This window comes from Amycolatopsis sp. NPDC049691 (assembly GCF_040675005.1).
Lineage (GTDB): Bacteria > Actinomycetota > Actinomycetes > Mycobacteriales > Pseudonocardiaceae > Amycolatopsis.
Window position 1 is genome coordinate 120,777 of the sequence record NZ_JBFANX010000003.1, and the last position, 24,073, is coordinate 144,849.

Genomic DNA, 24,073 nt, shown 5'->3' on the forward strand with positions numbered 1-24,073 from the left:
TGATACGATTAACTTCACACAGAGGGTACGCATCGAAGCGTCGCTGTCAAGCCGTCGCGTTCCTGCGAGAGCCGATCGAGGAGACTTCGCGGATGGTCACGATGAAGGACGTCGCCCAGGCCGCGGGGGTGTCGCAGGCCGCGGTGTCCTACGCCTACAACCGGCCGGAGAAGCTCTCGGAAGGGCAGCGCCGGGCCATCATGGAAACCGCCGCCCGGCTCGGGTACGCCGGTCCCAACGCCGTCGGCGCCAGCCTCCGCTCCGGCCGCAGCGGGGCGATCGGCGTGATGCTGATGGACACCCTCGAATACGCGTTCACCGACCCGTCCACACGATGTCTCTTGGAGGGCATCGTGCGGACGCGGCGCTTCGACGATCTGGCCCTCACCCTGCTGCCGCTCCCCCGCGGCGGCGAGCAGGCCGCGCTGCGCGGGCTGGTGGACGGCGTGATCGTGCACAGCCTCCCCGACGACCACCCCGCGCTGCTGACCCTGCGGTCGCGCGGCATCCCGATCGTCGTCGTCGACGCTCCCCGGCTGCCCGGCGTCCCGCTCGTCGGCATCGCCGACCGGGCGGCCGCCCGGGAGCAGGTCGAGCACCTGCTGGGCCTGGGCCACCGCCGGGTCGGGATCATCGCGGAACGCCTGGTCCCGGACGGCTTCCGCGGACCGGTCGACGCGGGCCGGCGCGCGAGGTGCACCGAACGCGTCGTGCGCGAGCGGATCACCGGCTACCAGGAGGCGTGCGAAGCCGCGGGCCTGGACTTCGACCACGTCCCGCTGGTGGAAGCCGGCGGGTTCGACCTCGCCGCGGGCGTCCCGGCGGCGCTCGGCCTCCTGTCGGACAACGAGGTGACCGCGGTCGTGGGCACTTCGGACACGATGGCGATCGCGGTGCTGGAAGCCGCTCGGGAGCTGGACCTGCGCGTACCGGAAGACCTGTCGGTCGTCGGGTTCGACGACGCTCCCGAAGCCGGCTCCCACGGCCTGACCACCATGCGCCAGCCCATGGTCCACAAAGGACAGCTGGCGGCCGAGCTCCTCTTCGCCCTGTTGCGCGGTGATCCGCGGCCGGACGACGTCAACCTGCCCACCGAACTGGTGCGCCGCCGCACTTCGGGCCCGTGCGGATGACGGGCGGCGAACGCCGGCAGGTCATCGTCCAACGGCTGCGCGCCGCGACGAGGGTCACCGTCGCCGAACTGGTGGACGCGACCGCGGCCTCGGAGATGACCATCCGCCGTGACCTGGACGCACTGGCCGCGCAGGGCCTGCTCCGCCGCGTCCACGGTGGCGCGGTCCTGCTCCGGCGGACCGAGCCGGCCTCGTTCGACGTCAGACTGACCCTGGCGGCCGAAGCCAAGCAGGCCATCGGCGCGGCGACGGCTTCGCTGATCGCCGACGGCGAGACCGTCGTCCTCGACCGGGGCACGACGGCCTTGGCGGTCGCCCACCACCTGCGCGACCGCCCGGTCACCGTGATGCCGCTGTCGCTGCACGCGGCTCTCGCGCTCATGGACGGCACGCGGGCCCGGGTGCTCCTGCCCGGCGGTCAGCCGTCCCTCCCGGAGCTGGCGCTGGCGGGGCCGCTCGCCCTGGCCTCGTTGCGTGCCCTCCGGTTCGACGTGGCGGTGCTCGGCGCGAGTGCGTTCAGCGCCGAGATCGGGATCACGACGCCCGACCTCGCCGACGCGGAGGCGAAACGGCAGGCGCTCGCCGTCGCCGGCCGTGCGCTCCTCGCGGTCGACGGGTCCAAGTGGGGCCGCACGGCGTTGGTCCGCGCCTGCCCACCGGACGAACTCGACGTCGTCGTCACCGACAGTTCGGCACCGCAAGCCGAACGAGACATCCTTGCCACCGCCGACGTGCGGGTCCTGCCGGTGTCGTAGCGCGGCGCCGCGCCGCCTCCGCTCGCCAGTCCGCGCAGCTTGGCGATCGTGATCTGCGGCAGCGCCCTGATGCGCTCGTGCAGCCGCATCATCGGGTTCGGGGACCGGTCCAGCTCCGGGGCGATCGGCAGCGCCGCGAACGCCGCGGAGTCGCCACTTCGATCGGCGGTGAACATCGAGGGATCAGCTTTCGGGTGCTTCCTGACGCGGCGGCACCGGTTCTCCCGGCCGGTGTGGGGGTGCCACGTCCTTTCGGCCGGTCGCCATGATGCGGCGCGCGACGGCGAGGCTGAGGCGCGGCGGCAACAGCCGGCCGAACAAGAGAGCGGTCAGCGCATTGGTTCTCCCGTCGACGACCGCCGGTCCGGTGCCCGACAGTGCGCGCAACACCGTGGCGGCGACGGCCTCGGCGCTGCGCGTGCCGCGGGGGTTCATGGGCGTCTTCGTGGGACCGGGACTGACTGCCACCACCCGGACCCCGGTGCTTCGGGTTTCCGCCCACAGCGCCCGGGTGAACGAGACGACGTACGCCTTCGTCGCCGCGTACACCGCCAGGTAGGGCGCGGGGATGTACCCGCCGGTGCTGGCGATGTTGACGACGGCCCCGTGGCCACGGGCGACCATCGCGGGCATCAGGAGCGTGGTCAGCTCGGTCAATGCGGTGACGTTGACGTCGATCAGGGACCGGAACCGGGCCGGATCCCCGTCGAGCACCGGCCCTCCCGTGCTGACGCCGGCGTTGTTGACCAGCATCTCCACCTCGATGCCTTCGTCGGCCAACGTCTTGGCCAACCGCGTCGGCGCGTCGGCGGCGGCGAGATCGAGCGGAACGGCTCGGACGATCACTCCGTGACGCCGGCTCAGCCGCTCGGCCGTCTCGTCGAGCTTGCCGGCACTGCGGGCGACCAGGACGAGGTGCGCGCCGGAGGCGGCCAGCCGCTCGGTGATGGCCGCCCCGATGCCGGTGGAAGCGCCGGTGACGACGGCGAACTTGTCGCGCAGGTGCGCTGCTGTGGTCATGATTTCGACGCTAAACCTTGACGTCAATGTCAAGGTCAAGGTGAACTGGGGCATGCGCATCGGCGAGTTGAGCAAGGCGACCGGCGTCAGCAGCCGGGCACTGCGCTACTACGAGCAGCAGGGCCTGCTGCGCAGCGAGCGCCGGCCCAACGGCTACCGCGAGTATTCCCCCGACTCGATCGAGGTCGTCGCGTTCGTCCAAGACCTGTTTCACGCCGGTCTGTCCTCCGACGTCGTCCGGGACATCCTGCCCTGCGCCCGGGATGAGCACACGCGTGGCGACTGCACCGAGCTCGTCGCGCGCGTCCGGCAGATCCGCGACGAACTTCTGCGGCAGGAACAGAACATCGCCGAGCGGCGCCGACGACTGGACACCTACCTCGCCAACGGCTACGAGACGCATCAGGCCTGAGGGCGGCGGCCGGCTGGAGCTTCACGTACGGCGTGGCTTCGTGCTGCGGCCGCGGTCCGGTCGTCGACAACCCGAAGTTCGCTCGAGCGGTGCCCAGTGCTGCAACACCGAGCATGGCCAGGGTGATGCGGGCATACCAGGATCGGACCTGGTGGTGGTCGAGTCCCGGCCTCATTCTTGGCTTACCGGAAGCACTCTTCGATCTGCCGGCGACCCAGGCAGGTCCGGCAGCGTCGAGCGGCGGGGTCCGTAGCAGGCGGTGTCGGCCGGGTCGGTGCGTGAGTGTCCTCCGCCGGCGCCGTTCAGTGTCCGGTGGAGTAGATGTTGATGAGGTTGCCGTCGGGGTCGCGCAAGAGCATCGACCGGTTTCCCCATGGCTGGTTGGTGGGTTCCTGGACCCAGGTGGCGACCTGGTCGCCCAGGCGGGCACGTTCGGCGTCGACGTCGTCGACCTCGAACTCGATGATGGCGGATCGGTTGGCGGCGGCCACGGCGGCGTTGTTGTTGAAACGCTTGACCGCCGCACTGTCGGCCAGCGCGATGATGCCGCCTTCGGTGTGCAGTTCGGCGTAGTCGCCGGACCCGTAGGGGGTCACCGGCTCGGAGTCCGTGAGCGTGGAGTAGAAAGCGGTCAGGGTGGGCAGGTCATCGGTGACGAGGCGTACTGAGGCGAGCTTCACGGCGTTCTCCTGGCTGCTCCCGGCGAGCCGGACCATCCGGCTCCCCAAAACAGTACGGTACAGTACCGTACTGTTTCGCTGCGGAAAAGGAACGGAGATCACCACGTGGCCCGATCCGGGGACTTCGTCGACGTTCGAGTCCAGCGGTCCAAGGCGGCGGTGCTCGCCCAGACGTACGAGTTGCTCTCGGCGGGCGGTATCGGCGGTGTCAGCATCGACGAGGTGTCGCGACGCTCGGGCGTCTCCAAGACCACGATCTACCGCCACTGGCCGTCACGGGCCGCGCTGCTGATCGAAGCGTGCTCGACGATCGGGTCGGCGCCCCCGGTCCCCGACACGGGCAGCTTCGGCGGGGATCTCGTCGCCTTGGCCGAGGCGTTGGCCGAGCAGCTGCGGAGCGCCCGCTGGGCGGCGGTCCTGCCCTCCATCGTGGACGCCGCCGAGCGCGATCCCGAGCTGGCCGGGCTCCATGCTGATCTGCACGCCCGGTTGACGGCTCCGTTCGGTGTGGTGACCGAACGCGCGCGAGCCCGCGGCGAGCTCGCCGCGGATCGCGGGCCGGCCGACGTCACCGCCGCCGTCGCCGGCCCGCTGTTCTACCGTCGCTGGTTCTCCCGCGAGCCGCTCGACGCCGCGTTCGTCGCACGCGTCGCCGAGGACGCCCTCGGCCATCTCGGCGGCCAGCCCCGTCCGGCCTGCCGGCGGGCACCGGATGTCGCCTCCCGCGAAGGGACCGAGCGCAAACAGCCGGCCAGCGGCCAGCGCCGCACGCTCCGGTAGCCGGCCAGGTCGGTCCCCGCGGGCAGCCGGTAGTTCTGGTGAGCAGGCGCCGCATCCTTACGGCCGCTCCGGGCGCGTCGCGGACTTCGGCTCGCCGGCGAGTGCCAACCAGGACATGCCGATGGCGACGCCGATCATCGTGAACACGCCGCGCGGCCAGAAGATGTGACTGTCGAGAAAGGACACGCTCGCGACCAGCAGGAGCACCGCACCCGGTACCGCCCGCCACTTCGCACGCGAGATCACCGCGGCGACGATCAGGGCATTGGCGATGAGAAAGCAGGCCGACCCGACGTAGCCGAGCAGATCACCGACACCGAACACGGCACCGACGACCGGCGTCGCACCGTGCTGGGCGTGCACCACGGTGCCCGCGGCGATGCCCGCGACGGCGTCGAGCCCACCGTAGAAGGCCGCGAAACCGAAGGCCGCCACCCGCCCCGGCCACCGGAGCCACGGCGGCGCGGGGGCCAGCAACAACCACTGCGCCACAGCCGGCAACGGAAAGAACGGAAGCAGAACGATGTGCAGCTCGGCCCACCACGACGCAGTGGCGGCATCGAGGTACGCGGGATGCACCGCGCCGAAACCGGCGAGCAGAAGTCCCGGCAGCGCGAAGAGCAGACCGCGCAGCCACCGTGATCCGAGCACCCGGCGACGATAGCCCCGAGCGGCCGACGGCCCGGCGATCAAGGGATTAGGAGTCTCTTACGTTTCCGGGCGGCCGGCGCGCCTCACTCCGACATAGCGCGTCACGGTCGGCCGATTCGGTCCAGCTCGGCCAGATCGTCGGCGGACAGGGCAGTTGCCGCGCCCGCGACGTTCTCGGTCAGGTGCGCGACCGACGAGGTGCCCGGGATGAGCAGGATGTTCGGTGCCCGGTGCAGCAGCCAGGCCAGGGCGACCGACATCGGCGTCGTGCCCGATCGCGTGGCGACGGCCGACAGCGTCGAGGACTGCAGCGGGCTGAACCCGCCGAGCGGGAAGAACGGCACGTAGGCGATGCCGTCGCTCGCGAGGGCGTCGATCAGCTTGTCGTCGTGCCGATAGGCGAGGTTGTAGGCGTTCTGCACGCACACGATCGGCGCGATCGCGCGCGCTTCGGCGACCTGCTCCGCCGTGGCGTTGGACACGCCGAGATGCCGGATCACGCCGTCACGCTGGAGCTCGACCAGGGTCTCGAACGCCTCGGCCAGCGAGCCGGGCTGTGGTCCCTGCGCGTTGCCGAGGCGGAGGTTGACCAGGTCGAGCCGCTCGACGCCGAGGGTCTCCAGGTCCTCGTGCACCGCCCGGCGCAGCTCGGCCGGCTGCCGCGCCGGGGGCCACCCGCCCTGGCCGTCGCGGCGCGCGCCGACCTTGGTCACGATGTGCAGCTCTTCGGGGTAGGGGTGCAGCGCCTCGCGGATCAGCTCGTTGGTGACGCGAGGGCCGTAGGCGCCGGAGGTGTCGATGTGGGTGATACCGAGGTCGACGGCCTTGCGCAGGACGGCGAGCGCGCCTTCGCGGTCGGCGGGCGGCCCCATCACCCCGGGGCCGGCCAGCTGCATGGCGCCGTAGCCGAACCGGGTCACGGTCAGCTCGCCCAGGGACCAGGTGCCACCGGGCAGGGAAACTTCGGGTCGATCAGTGCTCATGCCGTCGATCTTCACGCGCTGCCCGGCCGAGCGGCCAACACCGATCCGGTGCGCTGTGATACTCGGTCGGTATCACAGCTACGCTGTGGCATGGACACTGTGGAGATCCGCGAGCTGCGGTACTTCATCGCCGTCGCCGACGAACTGCACTTCGGCCGGGCCGCCGAGCGCCTCGGCATCGCCCAGCCCCCGTTGTCCCGCGCGATCCAGCAGCTCGAGCGGCGCCTCGGCGTCACACTGCTGGAGCGCAACCGCCGCGGTGTCTCGCTGACCGGCGCCGGGGAAATCCTGCTGCAGGAGGGCCGAGTGGCTCTCGACGCGACGGCCGCCGCGGTCCGCCGCACCCGCCGCGCCGGCCGCCAGGACGGCTCCCGCGACCGGCTGGTGCTGGCGGTGAAGGCGGGCGCGTTCCACGAACTGCTGAACAAACTCCTCGACGCCTACGCGGCCGAGCCCGGCGCCGCCGAGATCGAGGTCCTGCCGAGCGGAACGTGCGAGCAGGAGGACATGCTGCGCGACGGCCGCGCCGACGTGGCGCTCATGCACACGCCGTACAACTCCCTGACCGGGTTCGACAGCGTCGCACTGATGACGGAGGCGCAGGTGGCGATCCTGCCCGCCAGACACCCCTTGGCCGAGCGGAAGACGTTGTCCCTGAACGACATCGCGGACGTGCCCGATCTCCCGCTCGCCCGCTGGGCCGGCAAGGACACCCACGCGCCCGGCCCAGGACCCGAAATCCACGACCAGACCCAGCTCGCCCAGCTGATCGCCCTCGGCCGCACCGTGGCGGTTTTCCCCGAGTCCGCCCGCACGTGGCTGTGGGAGGAGCACGCGGCCGTCCCCCTGAGCGACGCTCCGCCGGTCACGACCCACATCGTCTGGCCGGCGCACAGCCGGTCCCGCGTCCTCGCCGAGCTGATCCGGACCGCCTCACGACTGTGACGGCATCGCCGCGCACGGTGAGCACCTTCGGCACCGGAGCCGTCGCGATGGGAACCGTCGCACGAGCGCGCGGCATCCCGTTCCGCGGCCGGACTGGTCCGTCCGATCAGGACGGTGCCGTCTCCCGGGTCAGCCGTTCGACGGCGGTGCTCGCACGCACGGCGTTCCGGAACGCCGCGACGGTCTCGCGGCGGTCGCGCTTTCGCGAGGCGACGGCGACGGTGGCGCGCGGACCGTCCGCCAGCGGCAGGTAGCGGACGCCGGGGTGGGGGAAGAAGCGCGCGGCCGGTTCTCCGTGCAGCCCAAGGCATCCGGTGGTCGCCACGGCGATCGGGATGTGGGTCGGCGAGCGCACCTCCACCCGGTTGCGGGCCGCGGGGCCGGCGGTCCACTCCGCCAGCCCCGGCTGTCCGATCGGCGCGACCCACGGCCGTTCCCACACGTCGGTGCCGGTGAGGTGGCCGGCCTCGGCGAGCTCCGAGTCCGCCGGGACGACGGCGTAACGCCCGGTCTCCATGACGGTCTCGACGAAGAGGTCGTCGTGCCCGCCGACGTCGTGCACGATCGCCACGTCGACCTCGCCCGCGCGCACCGCGTCGTACTGGTTCGCCCAGTCCAGTTCGACGTAGGTGAGCTCCAGGTCGGGGCGGCACCCGGCCAGGACGGAGCGGGTCACCGGCCAGCGGTCGGCGAGCCCGTAACCCAGCACACCGATCCGCAGGACGGGTTCGGCCCGGTCGCCCTCCGCGACCTCCATGAGCGCGTCCAGCTCTGCCAGCGCCCGGCGGGCCCGCGGCAGGAACCGCTCTCCCGCCTCGGTGAGGGACACGCGGCGGCTGGTGCGGTCGAACAGCCTCGTGCCGAGCTCGTGCTCCAGCTCCTGGATCCGGCGGCCGAAGGCCTGCGCGGCGATGAAGTGGGCCCGCGCGGCACGACCGAAGTGCAGTTCCTCGGCCAGGGTGAGGGCGTAGCGCAACGACCGGACGTCCATGTCCCACCTCTTTCCGCGCGGGCGGAGTCTAACCCGGGCGAACCTCCCGATCACAACCGTTTCCGCTGATGATCGGGGGCGGCGGCGGAGGTGATGCTCTTCCCGGCAACGACGCTGAGGAGAGAGCCGATGAGCCCGCACCGCACCCTGGTCCGCAACGGCCACGTCCTGACGATGGACCCCGCGCTCGGGGACCTCCCCACCGGGGACGTGCTGATCGAGGACGGCGTGATCGCCGCCGTGGCCCCCTCCCTCCCGGTGACCGACGCGGAGGTCCTCGACGCGACCGGGCACCTGGTGCTGCCGGGGTTGATCGACACGCACCGGCACACCTGGCAGTCCCTGGTCCGCGGTATCTGCGGCGACTGGACGCTCGCCGACTACTACTTCGGGATCCGCCTCGGCGTCTCCCCCGCCTACACACCCGACGACGTCCGCCTCGGCAACCTGTTCGGCGCCGTCGACGCGCTGAACTCGGGCGTGACGACGATCCTCGACTTCTCCCACTGCAACAACACCCCCGACCACTCCGACGCCGCCGTCCACGGCCTGCGGGAGGCCGGGATCCGGGCCGCCTTCTGCTACGGCTTCTTCGAAAGCTCGCCCGAGCAGAGCCGGTTCGGCGACCACGCGGCCCGCGTCGCCGACTTCCACCGGATCGCGGACACGTACTTCGCGTCCGGGGGCCTGCTCACGCTCGGGGTGTCACTGTCGGAACTGTTCGGCTTGCCCTGGGAACACACCGTCGCCGAACTGGCGGCCGCCCGCGAGCGGCGCGCACTGCTCGTCAACCACGCCGGCTGCGTCTTCGGCAGCGTCCTGTGCACCGGCATCGCGGAGCTGGACGCGCTCGGGCTGCTCGGGCCGGACATGGTCCACGTGCACTGCACCGCCTTCACCGACGCCGAGTGGGACGCGCTCGCCCGCAGCGGGGGCAAGGTGTCCATTTCGGTGGAGACCGAGCTCAACATGGGGTTCGGCCGTCCCGTCTTCGAACGCTGCCGGCGGCACGGGATCGCCCCGACGCTGTCCGTCGACGTGGTCTCCCTCAACAGCGGCGACCTGTGGCACGAGCTGCGGTTCGGCCTCGCCTGCGCGCGGGAGGACGTGCTGGGACCGGTCAACGCCGCCGGGGCGATGCCCGACAGCGTGGGGATCCCGGCCCGCGAGGCGCTCGAGTGGAGCACGGTCAACGCCGCCGACGCGCTCGGCCTCGGCGACCGGATCGGCTCGCTGACCCCCGGCAAACGCGCCGACCTGCTGCTCGTCGGCGGCCCCGCGATCGAGCAGCACCCGGTGGTCGATCCGTACGCCACCCTCGTCTTCCAGACCACGGCAGCCGACGTGCGGACCGTGCTCGTCGACGGCCGGATCGTCAAGCGCGACGGCGTGCTGGCCGCGACCGACTTGACCACCCTCACCGCCGAGGCCGACTCCGCGGCCGAGCGCATTCTCGGCCGGATCCGTGCCGCGGGCCGCGCGCTTCCCGGTACCCCGCCGGGCGCGTGGGCCGCGGTCGAACCCATGGCACGGGGCTTCCACGAGCAAGCCGTGCGGGCGGTGAAGAACCGGTGAAGTGGGTGACCTACGACGCGGGCAGCGGCCGGCGCACCGGCCTTCTGGACCGCGAAACCGTCCGTGGCCTCCGTGCCGGGGTCACGCTGTTGTCGCTCCTCGAATCGGACGCCCTCGCCGAAGCGGGCGACACCGCCCGCCGCGCGCCCGACGAGGTCCGCCCCCTCGGCGACGTCCGGTTGCTCGCGCCGTTGCCCCGGCCGCCCTCGGTGCGAGACGGGCTCTGCTTCCTCGACCACCTGCGCGGCTGCTACCGCGCCCTCGGGCGCGGCGAGCAACTGCACCCCGTGTGGTCGCGGATCCCGGCGTTCTACTTCACCAACGCGGCCTCGGTCGTCGGGCCCCACGACGACGTGCCGATCGCCCCGGGCAGCCGCATGTTCGACCTCGAACTCGAGGTGGGTGCCGTCATCGGCCGCGGTGGCAGCGATCTCTCCCCCGCCACCGCCGAGAGGCACATCGTCGGCTACACCCTGTTCAACGACTGGACGGCACGGGACCACCAGCTGTCCGACCTGGCCCTCGGTCTCGGGATGGGCAAGAGCAAGGACAGCGCGCTCACCCTCGGCCCGGCGCTGGTCACCGTCGACGAGCTCGAGGACCACCGGAAAGACGGCAGGCTCGCGATCGGGCTCTCCGCCGCGGTCAACGGCACGCAGCTCACCCACGGCAGCCTCGACCGGATGGACTGGAGCTTCGGCGAGCTCCTCGCCTACGTCTCGCGCGGCGTCGAGTTGTCACCGGGGGACGTACTGGGCTCCGGCACCCTCCCCGGCGGCTGCCTGCTCGAGCACGTCGACACCCCGGACCTCGAAAGCTTCCCCCGCTGGCTGCGGCCCGGTGACGTCGTGACCCTGAGCGGGCAGGGGCTGGGCGAGACCCGCCAGACCGTGGTGGCGGGAACCGGCGTCCTCCCGCTGCCGACGGGATTCTGAAGGAGGAGGAACCGATGCGCCAACTCGTGGACATCTCCGTGTCGCTGCGGGCCGGGATCGCCTCCGACCCGCCGGGCCTCACCCCGGAGATCGACTACCACACCCATGACCGGACCGCCGCGGACCTGCTGGCGTTCTTCCCCGGCGCCACCGTGGACGATCTGCCCGACGGCGAAGGCTGGGCCCACGAACAGGTCCGCATGACCACCCACAACGGCACGCACCTGGACGCGCCCTACCACTACTCCGCCACGATGGACGGCGGCCGCTGCGCGATCACGATCGACGAGGTGCCGCTCGACTGGTGCCTGCAGCCGGCCGTGAAGCTCGACTTCCGCCACTTCCCCGACGGCTACGTCGCCACCGCCGCCGACGTGCGGGCCGAACTCGACCGCATCGGGCACGAGCTCTCCCCGCTGGAGATCGTCGTCGTGAACACCGCGGCGGGCGCACGCTACGGGGAGGACGACTACGTGTCCTCGGGCTGCGGCATGGGCCGCGAGGCCACCCGGTACCTGCTCGAGCGCGGGGTCCGGCTCACCGGAACCGATGCGTGGAGCTGGGACGCGCCGTTCGTGCACACCGCCGCCCGCTACGCCGCCGAGCGCGATCCCTCCGTGATCTGGGAGGGCCACCGGACGGGCCGCGAGATCGGCTACTGCCACCTCGAGAAGCTGCACGCGCTGGAGCGGCTTCCGGACCAGGGCTTCCAGATCGCCTGTTTCCCGGTCAAGGTGCACGCCGCGTCCGCGGGCTGGACGCGGGCGGTGGCCATCATCGACTCCTGAGCCGCCCTGGAAGCACCCGGCAATGCGACAGCGCCACGTGACTGACCGCCGCGCGTGGTCGACGAACAACGAGCCCCGACCCCTGGACGAGTGGGGCACTCGGGAAGAATCCGCCGGAGTGGTAGCTCAGAAGGAGGCCGCCGTGCTGTCCGCTGTGTCCGTCGAGCTGAACCGGCACGACTGGGGGTCGCTCGCCACCGTCCACGGCACCGCCGCCGAGGTGCCGGCGGAGGTGGCGGCGCTGGTCGCCGCCACCACCGAGGCGGAGGCCGAGCGTCACTACGACTACCTCGGCAACAACGTCGTCGTGCAGGGCAACCTGTACGAGGCGGCGGTACCGCTGGTGTCGGTGCTCTGCGCCGCGCTGATCGAGGAGTCGCCGGCCGCGGCCCGCACGGAGACGCTGCGGCTGGTGACCGAAATCGTCCTCGGTGACACCCACTACTCCGAGGTCCGGGCGGGCCGGCCGGACCTGGCCGAGCGTGCCCGGGAACACGCACGGGCCGGCCTGTGGCTGTTCTACCGCGAGCTGGTGCACGGGTCCGCCACCAACGCCGAGTACGCGGCGGACATCCTCGACTACATCGAGACCGACCGGGAACGGTACGAACTGTTCCGGGCACAGGCCAAGTCCGGATAATGCGACGAGGGTAGATCTGCACCGGGCCACGAGGGGGCGTGCCGATGGAGGAGTCGAGAAGCTACCGCTGCCCACCGGCCTGGCTGGGGTGGACCACGCTGGCCGGCGGCGCCGCGGTCGCCTGGACGGTCTACCTCGCGCTCACCTCCGAGCGGCTCTTCGACATCGTCCTCGCGGAGTTCTTGGCCGTCGTGGTCGCCGCCGTGACCGGGGCGGCGGCGTGGCGGCTGGTGTCGCGGTACACGGTGGTGTCGGCGGCCGGGCTGACGATCAGCCGGGGCCGGTCCACGGTCTTCGTCCCGTGGGCGCGGGTCGGCGCGCTGCGCGTCGACCCGACGCCGTTCCGCTACCGGCGGCCGGGGTTCGGCATGGCACGCACGAGCAGCGTCGCGCTCAACGACCACGCGCTCTGCTTCGAGACCGACGGCACGTGCCACGCGCTGCCGTACCTCACATCGGCCACCGGCCACGTGGTCAGGACCGAGGTGGCGGAGCTGAGCCGGATCTGGCGGCGGAACCGCGGGCCCGGCTGGGTCCCGTCGCCGGCGCCGGGACGACGTCCGATCGACCCCGAGCGGTGGGGACGCGCGGTCCTGCTGGTGGTGTCGGCCGAGTTCGTCGCCGTTTGCCTGGGGGTGCTGCTGCTGGACCTCGACGGCCGGGCCGCGGCGCTGTCGCCGTCGAGCGGGATCGGCGTGATCGTGTTCGTGACGCTGCTACTGGCGGTGCCGACGGTGGCGGGGATGTTCGTGCACCGCCGCCGCGCGGTCGTGACGCGAGCGGCTTCGCAGCCGATGGGGAAACGGCAGGCGCGGCCGAAGTAGCGTCACGGCGAGGCGCTCGCCGGGTTCGGCGGCGAACGACGCCAAGCTCGCCCACAAGGATGCCGGTCGGCAGCGCTACCGCGATTGATCCGAGGTAGGCGCCGGATGATCGTTCCGGGTCGTGCGATCACGCAGGAGTGCGGCGGCCTGCACAGCCCAGTCGTGGTGTTCCTGCTCGAACCGGCGGCCGCGCAAGCACGTCAGGTACGGCCCGATCGGAGATCCGTGACGCAGGTAGGTCTCCTCGTCGAGGTCTCCGCGGTAACGCCGCAGGATCTTGCCGAGGATCTCCACCTTGGCCGCGGCCGCCGCGGCTCGTTGCTCCAGTTGCGCGATCACCGGTGCCGCGTCGACGTGGTCGACGGCTTGGACCTTGACCAGCAGGTCGTCGCGGATGAACGACGGCTTGCTCGCGGCGGCGGCGAAGTCCGCCAGTTCGGCGAGGCCGGCGTCGGTGACCATGAACAGCCGCTTGGTGGGACGGCTTCGCTGGACCACCTCTCGGCCGCTGACCAACCCGTCGTTCTCGAGCTTGGACAGCTCCAGGTAGAGCTGTTGCGGCCGGGCGTACCAGAAGTTGGCGACGCCCACGTCGAACGCCTTGGCCAGCTCGTAGCCGCTGTACTCGCCGGACAGCAACGCCGCGAGCACGGCATGCCGCAGACTCACCGCCGCGTCTCCTCGTCGTCGACCATGGGGGCAAACCCATCGTAGCCATGATTATGATTAGTCAACATTATGACTAGGAGGATGCCGGTGACGAGGCCCCAGGAACCCGTTCGCAGCGGCAAGTACCTGCGCTACGTCGCCTTGGGTGACAGCCAAACCGAAGGCGTCGGTGACGGGGACGACATCGCCGGCCTTCGGGGCTGGGCCGACCGGCTCGCCGAACACCTCACCATCCACAACCCCGATCTCCAGTACGCCAACCTCGCCGTCCGTGGCCGCCGCGCTGGCGAAGTCCGGTCCGGGCAGCTGGGGCCGGCCCTTGCCCTGCGTCCCGACCTGGCCACCGTTGTCGCCGGAGTCAACGACCTGCTCCGGCTCCGGGTCGAGACCGCCACGGTGGCCGACGACCTCGAAGCGATGTTCGCCGCGCTCACCGGCTCCGGAGCCCGCGTGGCGACCCTGACCTTTCCCGATGTCACCAGGATCATCCCCCTCGCCCGGCCGGTTCGCTCCCGCATCCTCGACCTCAACGACCGGATCCGCGCCGCAGCCGCCCGGCACGGAGTCGCCGTCGCGGAGATCGCTCGCCACCCCTCCGTCGCCGACCGCCGCTTCTGGAGCGAGGATCGGTTGCACTGCAGCCCCCTGGGGCACCAACTGATCGCCGACGCGGTCGCGCACGCCCTGCAGCTGCCCGGCAGCAACGCTTCCTGGAACGACCCCGCACCACCGTTGCCCATCCCACCGTCGAGGCACTGGCGCGCCACCGCTGAACTGCGTTGGGCAGCCACTTTTCTCGGCCCGTGGCTCGGCAGGCGCCTGCGCGGCCGGTCTTCCGGGGACCAGCGCACGGCCAAACACCCTCGACTCCACCGCATCAACGACCGCAGAGCCGAGAGCCGCTGACAGCTCGGCACACCCTGGCGCGTCGCGCTGACCGATCAGAAGGGTGACCGCCGGGTCTTCGAGGCCGGCGAGGCATTGTTCGTGCCGCAGGGGCTTCCGGGGCCGTTGGGCTCCTGGAACCCGGAGGCGGGGAACGCGCGTTCCACACCGCCGAGCCTGCCCTCGATCACGGTGAAAGCTCTTCGAGCACCTGGTTCCTGGTTTCGATGGCGAACAGGATGGTGACGATCCCGCCGATGAGGGCAACCGCCGCGAAGGCGGAGAAGACGTAGCGGATCCCGAGGTCGGCGACGATCCAACCGACCAGGAGCGGGCCGACGGAGGAGCCGGCGCGCAGCCAGGCGCTGCCGAAGCCGGTGCCGATCGCGCGCAGCCGCGTCGGGTACAGCTCGGCCGAGTAGAGGTAGAGCGAGAACGAGATCGTCTGCAGGATCGCGTAGGCGAGGGTGGCCATGATCAGGACTTGCACCGCCGAGGTGGCACCGGAGACGGTGAGCGCGACCAGCGGCACGATCGCGAGCAGGAAAGCCCAGGAGTACCAGCGTTTCCGGCCGACCCGGTCGATCAGCAGCGCACAGGCCACCGAGGCCAGCACACCCACACCGGAGGTGACCCAGCCGTAGGCCAGGCTGGTCTGCAGCGGCAGGTGGAAGAGTTGCTTGTAGAGGGTGGGCAACCAGGTGACCAGCCCGTTGTTGACCAGGTAGACGGTCGCCCACAGCACCCAGATCATCAGTGTGCGCCTGCGGTAAATGCCCTGGAACAGTTCGCGCCAGTCCGAACGGGTCTTCACCTTCGGGTCGACGGGCCGGACGACGGGCTCGGCCAGGACGTGCCCTTGCTTCACGGCCTCGTTTTCGAGCATCGAGACGACCTTGTCGGCCTTCTCGACGCGGCCCTTGGCGGCCAGCCAGCGCGGCGATTCCGGCATCAGCAGGCGCAGCGGGATGGTCAGCACGGCGGGGACGAGCCCGACGACGAACAGGGCACGCCAGCCGTAGACGGGCACGAGGAAGTAGCCCGCGATCCCGGCGAACATCAGCCCGACCGGGAAGATGACCTCGTAGAGCAGGAAGAACCGGCCGCGCTTGCGGGCGCCGATGAACTCGTTGATGTAGGCACTGGCCACGGGCACTTCCCCGCCGGTGCCGATGCCCTGCAGGAACCGGAAGATCAGGATCGAGGTGCCGCTCCAGGCGAACAGGCAGGCGATGTCCATCGAGACGAACAGAACGATGGTGATCAGCAGCGTGTTCATCCGGCCGAACTTCTCGGCGATCCAGCCGAAGGTGACCGCGCCGATGAGCTGGCCGACGTAGCCGGCGGAGAGGATGGCGCCGACCTGGGCCGGGCCGAGGTGCCATTCGGTGACCAGCTGGGGCATCGCGAAGGCGATGACCAGCACGGTGTAGGCGTCGAAGAAGGTCGCCGAGCCGATGATGACGCGGATCAGCAGGAGCCGGCGGGTGATCGGGAGCCGCTCGAGGCGGGCGACCAGGGCCGCGGTCGTCGTCGCCGCCCCTCCGCCTGCAGCAATGGTGGTCATGGGTTCGTTCCTCGCTCTCCGCCTCGTCGCGGAGTCCTTCGGGACTGCATTGTCACCGGATCGCGGGGCGGCAGCGAGGTGCTGCCGCCCCGATCGACGTTCAGAGGAGTTCGGCGGCCTTGAGCGCGAGGACGATTTCCTCTTCGGCCTCGGCGGACAGGTCGATCAGCGGGGACCGCACGGTCGCGGTCGGCAGGACGCCGCGGGCCTTGAGGCCGAGCTTGAGCGCCACGGTGCCTTCCATGTGCGAGCCGCGGTGGTAGACGGCCTTGGTCACCGGCAGCAGCCGGTCGTGGACCGCGCGGGCGGCCGGGTAGTCCCGTGCCTTGCCCGCGGCGATCAGTTCCAGCAGCGGCTCCGGCGCCAGGCCGCCGTAGCCGACCAGCAGGCCGTCGACGTCGAACATCGTGTGCAGCAGGTACTCGTCGTGGCAGGACAGGATCTGCAGATCCGGGTGTTCGGCGCGCAACACGGGGATTTCGGTGTCCCAGCGACGCATGTTGCGCACGCCGTTCTTGGTGGCGAACACGCCCGGCTGCGCCGCGATCTCCAGCTGGGTCGCCAGGTCGTAGCTCGCCTTCGTGACGTCCGGGTACTGGAAGAGGATCAGCGGCAGTCCCGAGGTCTCGAAGATCGCCCGGTAGCGGTCCTGCGGCGCGCCGGCCTGGAAGCCGAACCGCAGCCAGCCGTGGGAGGGGTAGACCAGGCCGGCGGACGCGCCGGCGTTCACCGCGCGCACCGCTTCCTCGGCGGCGACGGCGGTGCCCTCGCCGGTGATGCCGGCAATGACCGGGACCGCGCCGGCGACCGCCTCGACCAGGGTGGCGATGGTGGCGACCTGCTCGTCCTGGGTCAGGAAGGTGCCCTCGCCGGCGTGGCCGAGGCAGACCAGGCCCTTCACCCCCTCGAACCCGGCCAGCCACTTGCCGTAGGAGGCGAGAGCCGCGTGGTCGACCGCACCGTCGACGGTGAACGGCGTGACGGGCGCGGGCACCAGCCCGCGCAGGTCGAGGGTGTGTTCGGGTGACATTCGCAAGCCCTTCACGAGTGGTATGGGAACGTTCGCGGGAACGTTCCCATACGATGCGCCTCATGGCCTCCGCCGTCAACCCCTCCCCGGAAAATGACCCTGCGACCAGTAGCCTGCACCTGTGGTGACCATCCTCGACGTCGCACGGGCGGCGGGCGTCAGCAAGTCCACCGTGTCCCGCGTGCTCGACGAACGGCTCCCCCGGTCCAACAGCGAGACCGCCCAGCGCGTCCGCCAGGTCGCCGCCGAACTCGGCTACGTCCGCGACCCGCTCGCCTCCGGCATGCGCCGCGCCGGCACCAGCACGGTCGGGGTGATCGTCCCCCGGCTCACCGACACCGTCATGGCGATGCTCTATGAGCAGATCGCCGCAGCCTCAGCCGGTCGCGGTCTCTTCGCCGTCGTGGCCACGACCGAAGACGACCCCGCGACCGAGCAGTTCGCCGTCCAGACGCTCGTCCGCCGCCGCGTCGACGGCCTCATCCTCACCACCGCGAGACTCGGCGTGCCGACCGCGCAGGGCGTCCCGCACGCACTCGCGCTGCGCACCGACGGCATCGGCCCGGCCGCGATCGGCGACGACCGGCTCGGCGCCCGGCTGGCCGTTCGGCACCTCATCGACTTCGGCCACCGCAGGATCGGCCTGGTCGGCGGCCCGGACTACGCTTCCAGCGCCCGCGGCCGGCTCGACGGTTATCGCGACGCGCTCACCGAAGCGGCGATAACCGTGGACGGGTCCCTGATCGCCGGTGACTCCTTCTCGATGAAGTCCGGCGAAGCCGCCGGCCGGCTCCTGCTCGACCGCACCGACCGCCCCACCGCGATCTTCGCCGTCAACGACAACACGGCCATCGGCGTAATGGCCGCCGCCCACGCCCTGGGCCTCCGCATCCCCGAGGACCTGTCCCTGGTCGGCTACAACGACATCCCGGTCGTGACCAGCCTGCCCGTTCCGCTCACCACCGTGCGCGTGCCCTTCGCCCAGATCGCCATGACCGCCTTGGATCTGCTCCACGAGGCGAGCAACGACCTGGCCGCCCGCACCGTGGTGATGCCACCCACGCTCATCCCGCGTGCTTCCACCGGCCCGGTCCCGGCTCGCCCCTGAAGCGGTGTCCTCGACCGCCGCCGGCCACGGCTCAGGCCGGCGGTGGTTCGCTGGAAGCCGCACGAAACCGGCTTCACCCCGGCAGCTCGACCACGACCAGCGCACCCCTCCCATCCCCCGGATCGTCGAATCGCGCACGCCCGCCGTGTGCGGCCGCGATGTCCGCGACGATCGCCAGGCCGAGTCCCGAACCCGGCAGCGACCGAGCCTCGGGAGCCCGCCAGAACCGCTCGAACGCGGCCTCGCGGTGCTCCGGTGAGATGCCGGGGCCCTGGTCGGCGACGGAGATCCGGCCGGGTGCCGAGCGGACCGTGATCACCGACCCCGCCGGCGAGAACTTGATCGCGTTGTCGAGCAGGTTGAGCACCATCCGCTCGAGCGCGGCCGCGTCGCCTCGCACCCGCCACTCGGCGCTTTCGACTTCGAACTCGTGGTCCCGGGCACGGCTCGACGCCCGCCGGACGGCCTGCCGGACCACGACCGGCATCGCGACGTCGGCGTGCTCCAGTTCGCGCTCGTCGCGGGCGAGCACCACCAGCTCGGTGACGAGGTCGCCGAGCTCCTCCGCCTGCACCTGCAGCCGGTCCAGCGTCCGGGCGCGCTGCCCGTCCCCGAGCGGGCGGCCGGTGTGCTCGCTGCGGGCGAGCAGGTCGATGTTCGTCCGGAGGCTGGTCAACGGGGTGCGCAGCTCGTGGGCCGCGTCCGCCACCAGTGCCTGCTGACGCCGCCGGGACTCGGCGAGCGCGCCGGTCATCGCCGCGAACGCCCGCCCCAGCCTGCCCACCTCGTCCCGGCCGGACACCGCCACCGGGAGATCGAGGTCCTGGGTCCGGGCGATCTCCTCGGCCGCCCCGGTCAGCCGCGCCATCGGTGCCAGGGTCCGGCGGGTCAGCAGCAGCCCGGCGGCGGCCGCGAGTGCCGCCCCGACGAGCGACACGATGATCAGGACGTTGGCCAGCCCGTTGAGCGTGCTCTCGACCTCGGCCAGACTGCGCGAGATGACCAGCACGTTCCCGTCGCCGACCGGACCCACCAGGACCCGCACCGGCGTGCCGGACTGCGTGTAACCGTCTCGCAGCGTCACCGCGCGCGTCGTCCGGTCCGATGCCACCAGCGTGACCGAGTCCACGCCCGCGGGCGAGCAGGTCGTCCCGTCGGACTTGAGCAGCTGCACGCCTTCGAGGAACCGCTGCAACGGACGGCCCCGGTTCACCGCGCGGCACAGGTCGGCCCAGTCGGGTTTCGGCGCCGCGGGATCCTGCGCGCCGGGTGGCGGCCAGCCGCCGAGCAGCGTCTCGTCCAGCTGCGCACGCAGGTTGTGCTGGGTGGAGACGTAGGTGACGGTGCTGATCGACGCGATCGCGAACGCGACGATGGCCGCGGTGATCAGCGCGACGCGGCCGCGCAGCATCCGCGGCCTCACGGTGCCCGCAACACGAACCCGACACCGCGGACGGTGTGCAGCAGGCGGCTCGCCCCGCCCGCTTCCGTCTTGCGCCGCAGGTACCCGACGTAGACGTCGAGGTTGTTGGTGCGGCTCGGTTCCCGCCCCCACACGGCGTGCCTCAGCTGGTGCTTGGTCAGCACCTTGTCCGGCGCGTCGAGGAACGCGGTCAGCAGGTCGAACTCGGTCGGGGTGAGGTCGAGGCGCCGCCCGGCGCGGGTGACCTCGCGGGTGCTCGGGTCGAGCGTCAGGTCACCGAAGCGGCGGATCTCGGGGACACCCCGGCGGCGGCGGTTCTGCTTGAGCAGCGCGCGGACGCGGGCGAGCAGCTCCTCCAGCGCGAAGGGCTTGACGAGGTAGTCGTCGGCGCCGGAGTCGAGGCCGGTGACGCGGTCACCGAGCGCGTCGCGCGCGGTGAGCATCAGCACCGGCAGCCGCTCCCCTGCCGCCCGGATCCGGCGGCAGGTCTCCAGGCCGTCGATCTCGGGCATCATCACGTCGAGGATCACCAGGTCGGGCTTCGCCTCGCCGGCGACGGCCGCCAGCGCCGTCGTCCCGCAGTTCGCCGTGCCTACGTCGTAGCCCTCGAACTCCAGGCTGCGCTCAAGGCTTTCCCGCACGTCAGGGTCGTCGTCCACCACCAGCAGTCGCACCGGCCAGAGGTTACGCGGCGATTCTGTGCGCCGGCTGTTGATCTCACCGGGCCCGGTGAAAGATCCACCTCTCATGATTCTCTCAGGTTAATTCCAGGCCATTCTCACGACCGGTAGCCCACCGTGAGAGCCACGTAACCGGTCACACAGCGTCGTGCTCGACCGCAGGAGACCCAGAACGGAGGAAGCATGTCGGTCGGCGCGACCGGAGGCCTCACAGCCTCCCCCGAACAGCGTGCTGTGACAGCCACGGTGGACATCGTCGTCCCGGTGTACAACGAGGAACGCGCGCTGCCGGGGTGCATCCACGTGCTGCGCGAGTTCCTCCGCGACCAGTTCCCCTTCGACTGGACCATCGTGGTCGCGGACAACGCCAGTACCGATCGGACCCTCGAAGTCGCGGAGGCCCTGGCCCGCGACGACGAGTCCGTCCGCGTGCGCCACCTCGACCGCAAGGGCCGCGGCCTGGCCCTGCGGGAAACCTGGCGGGCGAGCACCGCCGACGTCGTCGTCTACATGGACGTCGACCTCTCCACCGGGCTCGACGCGCTGCTGCCGCTGGTCGCCCCGCTGGTCAACGGCCACTCCGATGTCGCCATCGGCTCGCGGCTGGCCCCGGGGGCGCGCACGGTCCGCGGGCCGAAACGCGAGTTCGTCTCCCGCTGCTACAACGGGCTGATCCGGCTCAGCCACGGCGCCCGGTTCTCCGACGCGCAGTGCGGCTTCAAAGCCGCGCGCACCGACGTCGTCCGGCCGCTGCTGGACCACGTCGAGGACGACGCCTGGTTCTTCGACACCGAACTGCTGCTCCTGGCCGAGCACAACGGGCTGCGCGTGCACGAGGTCCCGGTCGACTGGGTCGAGGACACCGACAGCCGCGTCGACGTCACCAAGACCGCGCTCGACGACATCCGCGGGCTGATCCGCGTCGCCCGCGCGAAGGCGGCCGGGACGGCGCGCGTGCCGGACCTCCCCCGCCGTCCCGCCCCGCGCGCCGCCCACCCGGACGCCGTCCTGGGCACGCCGAGCGGCGGCCGGCTCTGGGAAATCCTGTCCTTCGCCGTGATCGGGGTCGTCTCCACGATCGCGAACCTGGTGCTGTACGCGGTGTTCCGGTTGTGGTGGCCGGTGCTGGTGGCCAACCTCGTCGCGCTCGTGCTCACCACGCTCTTCAACACCGAAGCCAACCGCCGCTTCACCTTCGCCGGCGCGAGCACGTCACGGGGCAAGGCGCACCTGCAGGGGCTCGTCGTCTTCGGGCTGTACTACGCCTTCACCTCCGCCGCGCTGCTGGCCCTGCACGGGTTCGATCCCGAGCCGGGCCGCGTGCTGGAGCTGACGGTGCTGTTCGCCGCCTCGGTGCTCGGCACCGCGGGCCGGTTCGTGCTGCTGCGCAGCTGGGTCTTCCACAGTTCCCCGGGAAAGGACGAAGAATGACAGTCGCCGCCGACCAAGCGGCACCGGCCGGTTCCGTCACCACCCCCTCCCGCACGCGGTGGCGGGGCTGGGCACTCGCCGGGATCTGCGTCGCCGCCGCCGTGCTCTACGCGTGGCGGATCGGCGCGGGCCAGCTGGGCAACACGTACTACTCGGCCGCCGTGAAGTCCATGACGGACAGCTTCACGAACTTCCTGTTCGGCTCGTTCGACCCGTACGGCGTGTTCACCGTGGACAAACCGCCGATGTCGCTGTGGCCGCAAGCACTTTCGGTGCTGGTGTTCGGATTCCACGGCTGGGCGCTGCTGCTGCCGCAGGTGATCGAGGGCGTCGCGGCGGTGTTCCTGCTGCACCGCACCGTCCGGCACTGGGCGGGCGAGAACGTCGCCCTGCTGGCCGCACTGATCCTGACGCTCACCCCGATCACCGTGGCGATCAACCGGGACAACAACCCGGACACGCTGCTCGTGCTGCTGCTCGTCGCCGCGGCATACGCGTTCACGCGCTCGGTGAAGGCGGACGCGAGCCGCGCGCGGACACGCTGGCTGCTGTGGTGCGCGTTCTTCGTCGGCTGCGGGTTCGTCACGAAGATGATGCAGGCGTGGATCGTCGTCCCCGGGTTCGCGCTGGCGTACCTGGCCGGCACGCGCGCGCCGGTCAAGCGGCGGATCGTCGACCTGCTCGGGGCGGGTGTCGTGCTGTTCGCGTCGTCGTTCTGGTGGGTGGCGCTGCACGACTGGTGGCCGGGATCGAAGCCCTACATGGGCGGCAGCACCGACGGCACCGCGTGGAACCTCATCTTCGGCTACAACGGCTTCGGCCGGATCTTCGGCGGCGAAGGCAACTTCGGACCCGGTGGTGGCGGCGCGAGGCCGGATCTTCCCGAAGGGATGGGCCTGCCGTCCGGGATGGGCGGCGGCATGTTCGGCGGCGACACCGGGCTCGGCCGGATGTTCGGCTCGTCGGTGGGCGGGCAGATTTCGTGGCTGCTGCCGCTCTCACTGTTCGTCCTGGTGGTCGTCGCCGTCCAGGGCGTGCGGGCGAAAGGATCGGGTGACCCGGCTTCGCGGGCCGGCTGGTTCGCCTGGGGCGGCTGGCTTCTCGTGACGGGGGTGGTGTTCAGCTACGCCCAGGGCATCTGGCACCCGTACTACACGACGATGCTCGCCCCGGCGATCGCGGCGATCTCCGCGGCCGGGCTCGAGCGGTTCTGGCGTGCGTACCGCGGGGACGGGGCGGCCTCGTGGCTGCTGCTGCCCGGCGCCGTCGCTCTCACCACGGTGTGGGCGTTCGTGCTGGCGAGCCGCGATCCGTCGTGGCACGGCTGGACCCGCTGGGCGGTCCTCGTCGCGGGCGTGGTCACCGTGGCCGCGTTGCTCGGGGCACGGCTCGTCGAGACGCGCCGGCTGGTGGCTTCCCGGGTGGCGTTGGTGTCCGGGCTGGTGACGGTGCTGTTCGTGCCCGCGGTATGGTCCACCGCCAGCGCGGCAACCGGCGAAGACCTCGGCGCGATGCCGGCCGCGGGACCGAGCGGCGGCGGGTTCGGCGGCATGCGCCCGGGCGGGTTCCCCGGCGGTTCGGGAGACCTGCCGCAGTTCCCCGGCGGCACCGGCGGGTTCCCGGGCGGCATGCCGCAGCTGCCGGGCGGTTCGGGCCGCGGCCGCGCGGGCGGCGGTTTCGGCGGGATGGACGGCAAGCTCACCGACGAGCAACGCCGCGTCCTCGACTACGCCCGCCAGCACAAGGGAAACGCGGAGATCACCCTGGCCGTTGACGGCTCGGCGATGATGGCCGCGGGCTTCATCATCGGCTCCGACGAGACAGTCATCGGCATGGGCGGCTTCTCGGGCGGCGACGACTCGCCCTCGGTCGGCCAGCTCCAGCAGTGGACCGCCGAAGGCAAGCTGAAGTTCGTGCTCGGCGCAGAGTCCGGCGGACGCGGCGGCGGACTGCCCGGCATGAGCGGTGAGGCCGGCCAGCGGCGGCAGCAGTGGATCGCGCAGCACTGCACCGAGGTCGACCCGGCTGCCCATGGCGGGCGCCGGCAGCAGGGTGAGCAGCCGGTGGGACCGACGGAAGCGCAGACCCTCTACGAGTGCCACTCGTGAGCGGCGTTGCCGTTCCGGACACGCGCCCCGGGTCCGGAACGGCAACACCGCCGCCAAGCC

At 71.4% G+C, this 24,073-nt stretch carries 24 protein-coding genes; 14 read left to right on the top strand and 10 right to left on the bottom strand.

Going from position 1 to position 24,073, the window contains the following annotated elements; genetic code table 11:
• The first annotated feature begins 92 nt into the window (after positions 1–92).
• Both AB0J40_RS07620 and AB0J40_RS07625 read left to right on the top strand, forming a co-directional pair.
• Complete coding sequence (locus AB0J40_RS07620) at positions 93–1,133, top strand: LacI family DNA-binding transcriptional regulator (RefSeq protein WP_364448984.1); 1,041 nt, start codon at positions 93–95, stop codon at positions 1,131–1,133.
• Positions 1,130–1,888, top strand: coding sequence for a DeoR/GlpR family DNA-binding transcription regulator (locus AB0J40_RS07625; RefSeq protein WP_364450047.1), 759 nt, complete (start codon positions 1,130–1,132; stop codon positions 1,886–1,888). The genes AB0J40_RS07620 and AB0J40_RS07625 overlap by 4 nt, the downstream gene beginning before the upstream one ends.
• Before the next feature lie 183 nt (positions 1,889–2,071).
• Here the strand turns inward: AB0J40_RS07625 and AB0J40_RS07630 are convergent, their stop codons facing one another.
• Positions 2,072–2,908, bottom strand: a complete 837-nt coding sequence (locus AB0J40_RS07630) for an SDR family NAD(P)-dependent oxidoreductase (protein WP_364448987.1) — start codon at positions 2,906–2,908, stop codon at positions 2,072–2,074.
• Between AB0J40_RS07630 and AB0J40_RS07635 the strand changes: the two genes are divergently transcribed.
• Positions 2,907–3,320 (top strand): MerR family transcriptional regulator, encoded by a 414-nt coding sequence (locus AB0J40_RS07635; RefSeq protein ID WP_364448990.1) that lies wholly within the window; start codon positions 2,907–2,909, stop codon positions 3,318–3,320. The genes AB0J40_RS07630 and AB0J40_RS07635 overlap by 2 nt on opposite strands.
• A gap of 302 nt (positions 3,321–3,622) precedes the next feature.
• Here AB0J40_RS07635 and AB0J40_RS07640 read toward each other — a convergent pair whose 3' ends face one another.
• Positions 3,623–4,048, bottom strand: a complete 426-nt coding sequence (locus AB0J40_RS07640; RefSeq protein WP_364448992.1) for a VOC family protein — start codon at positions 4,046–4,048, stop codon at positions 3,623–3,625.
• Between the two features lie 57 nt (positions 4,049–4,105).
• On the opposite strand from AB0J40_RS07640, the gene AB0J40_RS07645 reads away from it, so the two are divergent.
• Positions 4,106–4,780: a TetR/AcrR family transcriptional regulator gene (locus tag AB0J40_RS07645; RefSeq protein WP_364448995.1), complete on the top strand. Its 675-nt coding sequence runs from the start codon at positions 4,106–4,108 to the stop codon at positions 4,778–4,780.
• Between the two features lie 57 nt (positions 4,781–4,837).
• Here AB0J40_RS07645 and AB0J40_RS07650 read toward each other — a convergent pair whose 3' ends face one another.
• Both AB0J40_RS07650 and AB0J40_RS07655 read right to left on the bottom strand, forming a co-directional pair.
• The gene (locus AB0J40_RS07650; protein WP_364448996.1) at positions 4,838–5,473 is read right to left on the bottom strand and encodes a hypothetical protein; all 636 of its coding nucleotides are present in this window, start codon (positions 5,471–5,473) and stop codon (positions 4,838–4,840) included.
• A gap of 59 nt (positions 5,474–5,532) precedes the next feature.
• Positions 5,533–6,414, bottom strand: a complete 882-nt coding sequence (locus AB0J40_RS07655) for an aldo/keto reductase family oxidoreductase (protein WP_364448998.1) — start codon at positions 6,412–6,414, stop codon at positions 5,533–5,535.
• Positions 6,415–6,504: 90 nt separating this feature from the next.
• On the opposite strand from AB0J40_RS07655, the gene AB0J40_RS07660 reads away from it, so the two are divergent.
• Positions 6,505–7,359 (top strand): LysR family transcriptional regulator, encoded by an 855-nt coding sequence (locus tag AB0J40_RS07660; protein WP_364449001.1) that lies wholly within the window; start codon positions 6,505–6,507, stop codon positions 7,357–7,359.
• A 106-nt stretch (positions 7,360–7,465) separates the two neighbouring features.
• On the opposite strand, the gene AB0J40_RS07665 is transcribed toward AB0J40_RS07660, so the two are convergent.
• Positions 7,466–8,350, bottom strand: a complete 885-nt coding sequence (locus AB0J40_RS07665; RefSeq protein ID WP_364449004.1) for a LysR family transcriptional regulator — start codon at positions 8,348–8,350, stop codon at positions 7,466–7,468.
• A gap of 129 nt (positions 8,351–8,479) precedes the next feature.
• Between AB0J40_RS07665 and AB0J40_RS07670 the strand changes: the two genes are divergently transcribed.
• The 5 genes from AB0J40_RS07670 to AB0J40_RS07690 all read left to right on the top strand — a co-directional run bounded on the left by AB0J40_RS07670 (position 8,480) and on the right by AB0J40_RS07690 (position 13,112).
• Positions 8,480–9,925: an amidohydrolase family protein gene (locus tag AB0J40_RS07670; protein ID WP_364449007.1), complete on the top strand. Its 1,446-nt coding sequence runs from the start codon at positions 8,480–8,482 to the stop codon at positions 9,923–9,925.
• On the top strand, positions 9,922–10,860 hold the full coding sequence (locus AB0J40_RS07675) for a fumarylacetoacetate hydrolase family protein (protein WP_364449010.1): 939 nt from the start codon (positions 9,922–9,924) through the stop codon (positions 10,858–10,860). The genes AB0J40_RS07670 and AB0J40_RS07675 overlap by 4 nt, the downstream gene beginning before the upstream one ends.
• Before the next feature lie 14 nt (positions 10,861–10,874).
• Complete coding sequence (locus AB0J40_RS07680; protein ID WP_364449012.1) at positions 10,875–11,648, top strand: cyclase family protein; 774 nt, start codon at positions 10,875–10,877, stop codon at positions 11,646–11,648.
• A gap of 142 nt (positions 11,649–11,790) precedes the next feature.
• Positions 11,791–12,288: a hypothetical protein gene (locus AB0J40_RS07685; RefSeq protein WP_364449015.1), complete on the top strand. Its 498-nt coding sequence runs from the start codon at positions 11,791–11,793 to the stop codon at positions 12,286–12,288.
• A 44-nt stretch (positions 12,289–12,332) separates the two neighbouring features.
• Positions 12,333–13,112: a hypothetical protein gene (locus AB0J40_RS07690; protein WP_364449017.1), complete on the top strand. Its 780-nt coding sequence runs from the start codon at positions 12,333–12,335 to the stop codon at positions 13,110–13,112.
• Positions 13,113–13,187: 75 nt separating this feature from the next.
• Here the strand turns inward: AB0J40_RS07690 and AB0J40_RS07695 are convergent, their stop codons facing one another.
• Positions 13,188–13,781: a PadR family transcriptional regulator gene (locus AB0J40_RS07695; RefSeq protein ID WP_364449020.1), complete on the bottom strand. Its 594-nt coding sequence runs from the start codon at positions 13,779–13,781 to the stop codon at positions 13,188–13,190.
• An 81-nt stretch (positions 13,782–13,862) separates the two neighbouring features.
• Between AB0J40_RS07695 and AB0J40_RS07700 the strand changes: the two genes are divergently transcribed.
• Positions 13,863–14,687 carry an SGNH/GDSL hydrolase family protein gene (locus tag AB0J40_RS07700; RefSeq protein ID WP_364449022.1) on the top strand — a complete coding sequence of 275 codons (825 nt, stop codon included), beginning with the start codon at positions 13,863–13,865 and terminating at the stop codon, positions 14,685–14,687.
• Between the two features lie 166 nt (positions 14,688–14,853).
• Here AB0J40_RS07700 and AB0J40_RS07705 read toward each other — a convergent pair whose 3' ends face one another.
• The gene (locus AB0J40_RS07705) at positions 14,854–16,233 is read right to left on the bottom strand and encodes an MFS transporter (RefSeq protein WP_364449024.1); all 1,380 of its coding nucleotides are present in this window, start codon (positions 16,231–16,233) and stop codon (positions 14,854–14,856) included.
• A 100-nt stretch (positions 16,234–16,333) separates the two neighbouring features.
• On the bottom strand, positions 16,334–17,263 hold the full coding sequence (locus AB0J40_RS07710; protein ID WP_364449027.1) for a dihydrodipicolinate synthase family protein: 930 nt from the start codon (positions 17,261–17,263) through the stop codon (positions 16,334–16,336).
• Positions 17,264–17,384: 121 nt separating this feature from the next.
• Here AB0J40_RS07710 and AB0J40_RS07715 point away from each other — a divergent pair, with 121 nt between their 5' ends.
• On the top strand, positions 17,385–18,371 hold the full coding sequence (locus tag AB0J40_RS07715; RefSeq protein ID WP_364449029.1) for a LacI family DNA-binding transcriptional regulator: 987 nt from the start codon (positions 17,385–17,387) through the stop codon (positions 18,369–18,371).
• Between the two features lie 73 nt (positions 18,372–18,444).
• Here AB0J40_RS07715 and AB0J40_RS07720 read toward each other — a convergent pair whose 3' ends face one another.
• Positions 18,445–19,794: a HAMP domain-containing sensor histidine kinase gene (locus AB0J40_RS07720; protein WP_364449032.1), complete on the bottom strand. Its 1,350-nt coding sequence runs from the start codon at positions 19,792–19,794 to the stop codon at positions 18,445–18,447.
• Complete coding sequence (locus AB0J40_RS07725) at positions 19,791–20,468, bottom strand: response regulator transcription factor (protein ID WP_364449035.1); 678 nt, start codon at positions 20,466–20,468, stop codon at positions 19,791–19,793. Before AB0J40_RS07725 ends, AB0J40_RS07720 begins: the two co-directional genes overlap by 4 nt.
• Before the next feature lie 189 nt (positions 20,469–20,657).
• Here AB0J40_RS07725 and AB0J40_RS07730 point away from each other — a divergent pair, with 189 nt between their 5' ends.
• Positions 20,658–21,905, top strand: a complete 1,248-nt coding sequence (locus AB0J40_RS07730) for a bifunctional glycosyltransferase family 2/GtrA family protein (protein ID WP_364449037.1) — start codon at positions 20,658–20,660, stop codon at positions 21,903–21,905.
• The gene (locus tag AB0J40_RS07735) at positions 21,902–24,013 is read left to right on the top strand and encodes a glycosyltransferase family 39 protein (protein ID WP_364449040.1); all 2,112 of its coding nucleotides are present in this window, start codon (positions 21,902–21,904) and stop codon (positions 24,011–24,013) included. The genes AB0J40_RS07730 and AB0J40_RS07735 overlap by 4 nt, the downstream gene beginning before the upstream one ends.
• The last annotated feature ends 60 nt before the right edge of the window (positions 24,014–24,073 follow it).